General features: G+C 64.5%; 5 protein-coding genes and 1 pseudogene. 2 read left to right on the top strand and 4 right to left on the bottom strand.

All coding sequences use genetic code 11. The features are described from left to right. A pseudogene (locus I5W_RS11500) lies at positions 1-904 on the top strand (sensor histidine kinase); the annotation flags it as partial. After that, positions 897-1541, top strand: coding sequence for a response regulator transcription factor (locus tag I5W_RS11495; protein WP_017450854.1), 645 nt, complete (start codon positions 897-899; stop codon positions 1539-1541). The pseudogene I5W_RS11500 and the gene I5W_RS11495, both read left to right, overlap by 8 nt. A 3-nt stretch (positions 1542-1544) precedes the next feature. Here the strand turns inward: I5W_RS11495 and I5W_RS11490 are convergent, their stop codons facing one another. From I5W_RS11490 to I5W_RS11475, 4 genes are all read right to left on the bottom strand, one after another. After that, a complete protein-coding gene (locus I5W_RS11490) occupies positions 1545-2162 on the bottom strand; it encodes a histidine phosphatase family protein (RefSeq protein ID WP_044529324.1) in 618 nt (205 codons plus the stop codon). A gap of 4 nt (positions 2163-2166) precedes the next feature. After that, complete coding sequence (locus tag I5W_RS11485; RefSeq protein WP_044529323.1) at positions 2167-2994, bottom strand: adenosylcobinamide-GDP ribazoletransferase; 828 nt, start codon at positions 2992-2994, stop codon at positions 2167-2169. Then, positions 2987-4021, bottom strand: a complete 1035-nt coding sequence (cobT, locus tag I5W_RS11480; RefSeq protein ID WP_017450851.1) for a nicotinate-nucleotide--dimethylbenzimidazole phosphoribosyltransferase — start codon at positions 4019-4021, stop codon at positions 2987-2989. Before cobT ends, I5W_RS11485 begins: the two co-directional genes overlap by 8 nt. Before the next feature lie 151 nt (positions 4022-4172). Continuing rightward, on the bottom strand, positions 4173-5147 hold the full coding sequence (locus I5W_RS11475) for a chemotaxis protein (protein WP_017450850.1): 975 nt from the start codon (positions 5145-5147) through the stop codon (positions 4173-4175). Positions 5148-5299: the final 152 nt, after the last annotated feature.

Genomic DNA, 5299 nt, shown 5'->3' with positions numbered 1-5299 from the left:
TGATCGGCACCGGGATCTACCTGGATGACGTGAGGCGGCGCTGGCCCAGGTGGACCACCAGAATTCCGGCTACNTGCACCAGACCATGCTGCTGATCGCCGCCATCGCCCTGGCCAGTGCGCTGCCCGTGGGCCTGGCCGGCTTGCTGCTGAACNTGAGCGAGCATCGGGTCGCCGATGCCAAGCTGCGCCAGTTGGCCCAGCGCGTGGTGCACTCGCAGGAAGAAGAACGGGCGCGTCTGTCACGTGATCTGCACGATGGCATCAGCCAGTGGCTGGTCTCCATCAAGCTGCAGATCGAAGCCGCGCTGGAACGCCTGCGCGGCACGCCCGAACAGGCTGCGCAAGCGCGGTCGGGCTTCGAGAAGACCGCCACCCAGATCAATGGCGTGCTGGCCGAAGTGCGCCGCATCTCGCACGATCTGCGCCCGGCCCTGCTGGACGACCTCGGCCTGGCAGCGGCCTTGGAGCATCTGTGCAGCGAATGGCGTGACAGTGCCGGCAGCGGTGCCGGTAACACGGCTACGGCCACGCAGATCGTCTTCGAAAGCGAGGGCAAGCTCGGTGACGGTACGCCCCTGCCCGAGGTGGTCAACACGGTACTCTTTCGGGTAGCGCAAGAAGCGCTCACCAACATCGCCCGTCATGCCGGCGCCAGCCAGATCCGGATGCGCCTCTATGGCGGCTCCACCCTGCTGATGCTGCAGGTGCAGGACAATGGCTGCGGCTTTGACCTCGGCCAGGTCGACGATCACTCGCGCCACGGCATCGGCCTGCGCAACATGCGTGAGCGCATGGAAGCGGTGGGCGGCGAACTGGCCATCGATTCCTCGGCCGCCGGCACCCGCATCAGCGCCATCATTGCCCGTTCCTCCCTCTCCCTTTTGCAGCCACCTCATGTCTGACGCCCTCCCCCTGCCCGAGCTGACCCGCATCATGCTCATCGACGATCATCCCCTGGTGCGCGACGGCCTGCGTGCGCGACTGGAAACCGTGCCCGGCCTGCAAGTGGTGGCCGAGGCCGGCAATGCGCAGGAAGCGTTGGACGCTGCCGCCCAGCATCAGGTCGACCTCACGCTGATGGACATCAACATGCGCGGCATCAATGGCATCGAACTGACGGCGCGCTTTCATGCGCTGCATCCCGAGATCGCGGTGCTGATCCTGAGTATGCATGACAAGGCCGAATACGTGATGCAGTCGATCCAGGCCGGCGCACGTGGCTATGTCCTCAAGGATGCGCCCAGCCAGGACATCGTGCACGCCATCGAAACGGTGCGCTCGGGCGGCATCTACTACAGCGCCGCGCTGGCGCGCCAGCTGACCCAGCCGCTGCCGCCGCGCGAACTGCTCACGCAGCGCGAGCGCGAAGTGCTGCAGCACATCGCCAATGGCCAATCCAACAAGCAGATCGCCCGCGCGCTGGCGTTGAGCGTGCGCACGGTGGAAACGCATCGCCTCAACATCAAGCGCAAGCTCAACATCGATGGCCAGGCCGAATTGATCAAGTTTGCAGTGGAGTCGCGCGGCGCAGGCACTTGATGCTTAACGCTGCTGGACCATGGAGAGGTCCAGCGGCAGCACCTGGGCGTAGGGAATCTCCTGGCGCTGGGCGACGGCGCGCAAGGCGATGTCGTCAAATATCTGAGGAGTAGAGGCAGGCGCGCTCCCCTGCTCTGCGCGCCATGCTGCACAAGCCTGCAACATGCGGATCGAGCCGGCATGACAGATCACGATGGCGCCGGGCGCCGGCTGGGCGAGCAGGCTGGCAAACGCCTGCCACATGCGCTGCGCCACCGCCAGCAGGGTCTCGCCGCCACCCGGCGCATGGTGCAGCAGGTCGGCATTCCAAGCTTCGACCTCGGCCCAGGGGATGTCATCCCAGGGGCGCAATTCCCAGTTGCCGAAATCCATTTCCTGCAAGCGCGGTTCCAGCGCGGGCGCCGGCCACGACAATTGCGCGGCCAGGGCCTGGGCCAGATCGGCGCAGCGCCGTAGCGGGCTGCTGACCATCGTCAGGCCGGGCGGCAAGGCTTGCAGTGCGGGCAGCAATTGCGTTACGCACTGCGCCAGCATGGCGGGCGCCACGGCGATGTCGCTGCGGCCATAGCAGGTGTGCTTGTCCAGCAGCGGCTGCGGATGGCGGATCAGGTAGAGCTGCATGGATTCAATGAGGCCACCAGCCCGGCAGCGTCGCCAGCGCCCCCAGGTAGAAAGCGGCCTCGCTCAATTGCTGGACCGCGCCCAGGCCATCGCCGGTATAGCCGCCCAACCGTCGCTGCAAACGCCGCGCCAGCCAGACCGTGGCCAGCACGGCCAGCACGATGCCGGCGACGATGCGCTGCCAGGCCATCATCCCCAGCGCGATCACGCCGATCACCGGCAGCGCGGCACAGACCAGGGCCAGCAGGAATTCGCCATGCCCCATGTGCTGCGCCAGCGGCTTGGCCTTGCCCTCTTGGCGCACGTAGTCCATGCGCCAGATCAGGCAGGTGGCCAGCCAGCGCGACAAGGGATGGGCCATGCCCAGTGCCGCCAGCACCTGTACAGGCAACAGTGCATTGAGCGCGGCCACTTTGATGGCCAGCAGCAGCACAATGCCCAGCACGCCATAGCTGCCCAGACGCGAATCGCGCATGATCTCCAAGGCCCGCTCGCGGCTGACCGCCCCACCCAGGCCATCGCAGACATCGGCAAAGCCATCTTCGTGGAAAGCGCCGGTGAGCCAGATGCCCACTGCGGTCGAGAGCAGCACGGCCAGCGTGTGCGGCCAGAACTGCACGGCCAGCAGGTAGACCAGGGCGCAGACCCAGGCCACGATCCAGCCCACCAGCGGAAAGTAACGCGTGCAGCGCTGCAGCCACTCACTGTGGAAGCCGACCCAGTGCGGGATCGGCAGTCGTGTGAAGAATTGCACCGCGATGAAGAACAAACGCAGCTGGTACAGCACTCCCTGGCGGGGTGGCGCGGGGCGAGTGAAGTTTTCTTCAACCATGCTGCTTGCTGACGCTGGCCGAAGAAAAGGTGGCCATGCGTTCCAGGAAATTCACCGCCGAGCGCAGCAGCGGCAACGCCAGTGCCGCCCCGGTGCCCTCGCCCAGGCGCAGGTCGAGCTGCATCAGCGGATGGGCGCCCAGGTATTGCAACATACGGCGATGGCCCGCCTCATCGGAGCAATGCGAAAACACGCAGTACTCCAGCACGGCCGGCTGCAAGGCCTGGGCCACCAACAGCGCCGAGGTGACGATGAAGCCATCAATCAACAGCACCATGCGCCGCTGGGCCGCGCGCAGCATGGCGCCGGTCATGAAGGCGATCTCCAAGCCGCCCAGGGCGGCCAGTCGCTCCAGTGGCGTGTGTGCCTGCGCATGTAACTGCAAAGCGCGGGTAATGGCATCGGCCTTGCGCGCCATGCCCTGGGCATCCAGGCCCGCCCCGGCGCCCACGCAATCGGCCACGGCGCTGCCGGTGAAGGCGGCCATCAAGGCGGCCGCGGCAGTGGTGTTGCCGATGCCCATTTCGCCAAAGCCCAGCACGTCCACTTCCAGCGCATCGACGAAATGGATGCCGGCCTGCAGCGCGGCTTCGCACTGCGCCATGGTCATGGCCGGGCCCTGGCAGAAATTGGCGGTGCCTGGCGCGATCTTGCGGTCGACCAGGCCGGCACGCTGGCCGAAGTCGTGATTGACGCCGGCATCGACGATGTAGAGCGCACATTGATTCTGGCGCGCGAAGACATTGATGGCGGCGCCCCCGGCCAGGAAATTCTCGACCATCTGCCAAGTCACGCTCTGCGGGTAGGCCGATACGCCCTCGGCAGTCACCCCATGGTCGCCGGCGCAGACCACGATGGCCGGCTGGCGCAGGCTGGGGTGCTCGCTGCCCTGGATCAGGCCGATCTGGCGCGCCAGACGCTCCAGTGCACCGAGGCTGCCCAAGGGCTTGGTCTTGTCGTTGATGCGTGCGTCCAGGCGCGCCGCCAGGTCGGCGTCATGAGGGGAAACGAGGGTGGGAATCTGCATGGAATGGGGCTTTGCACCGCAGCGCGCGGCAGGATCAAGGGAGCCACAGTATACGAGATCGCAGGAGGAACAGAAGATGGCAAGGGCAAAAACAAAGGGAGTCCGCAGACTCCCTTTGGCTCCTTTGGGCTGATGACGTGGGTGCCAGCGATCAGGCCTTGGCCATGTTCTTGTCCAGCACGCCATAGATGGTCGCGGCCAGTTCATTGGCTTCGAACTTGGCCACATAGGCGTCACCGCCCACCCCGCGCACATGGTCCTCGTTGGCCGAGCCGGAGAGCGAAGAGTGGATGATCACCGGGATGTTCTTCAAGAAGTCTTCACGCTTGATGTTGCGGGTCAGCGTGAAGCCATCCATCTCCGGCATTTCCAGGTCGGTCAGCACGAAGGAAATCTTCTCGGAAATGGGCTTGCCTTCGGCGCGTGCTTCGGCCGCCAGTTTCTGGATCTTTTCCCAGGCTTCCTTGCCGGTGACATGCATCTCGAAGGGAATTTCCATGGCCCGCAAACCTTGCTCGATGAGCGAGCGGGCCACCTTGGAATCGTCGGCGGCAATGGCCACCGCACCAGGGCGCATTCCATGGCCGGCGCTCTTTTCCAGGTTTTCCATCTTCATGTTGCGGTCGCTGGGCATGATCTCATGCAGGATCTGCTCCACGTCCAGCACCTGGGCCAGGCGGCTGGTGTCCTTGTCATGGTCCAGGCGCGCGATGCTGGTGACGAAGGCGCCACCGCTGCTGGTCTCGGCCGACAAGACCTGGCTCCATTCCAGGCGCACGATCTCATCGACCGATTCCACCGCGAAGGCCTGGGTACTGCGGGCGTATTCGGTCACCAACAGAATGTTCAAGCCGGTCTTGGGGACACAGCCCACCACCGCCGGCAGGTCGATCACCGAAATGATCTGGCCGCGGATGTTGACCATGCCCAACATGGGCGAGTGCGTGCCGGCGGCCTTGGTGACCGGCGGCATCGGTACGATTTCACGAATCTTGAAGACATTGATCCCAAACAGCTCGGAGCGCTCGCCATGTGGATCCGCCCCCAGGCGGAACAGCAGCAGCTCGAATTTGTTGGATGCGGTGAGATTGGTTCTTTCGTCAATCTCTTTCTGGAAACTATCCATGGCCCCTCCCCCGAATGAATAAATGTGACAGGCGAAGGCCTGCTCCAGCAATGTAGTGGGGAAACATGACGGTGGCAATAATGCAATCGCAGATAGTCGATATTTTTGACTATTTGCAAGACAGACTGCGCAGAAATACCACGTCAGGGGAA

This window comes from Herbaspirillum sp. B65 (assembly GCF_000333555.1).
In the GTDB taxonomy this organism is placed as follows: domain Bacteria; phylum Pseudomonadota; class Gammaproteobacteria; order Burkholderiales; family Burkholderiaceae_D; genus Herbaspirillum; species Herbaspirillum rubrisubalbicans.
The sequence above is the reverse complement of the archived record's forward strand: the minus strand, read 5'-3'. Positions and strand labels throughout refer to the sequence as shown.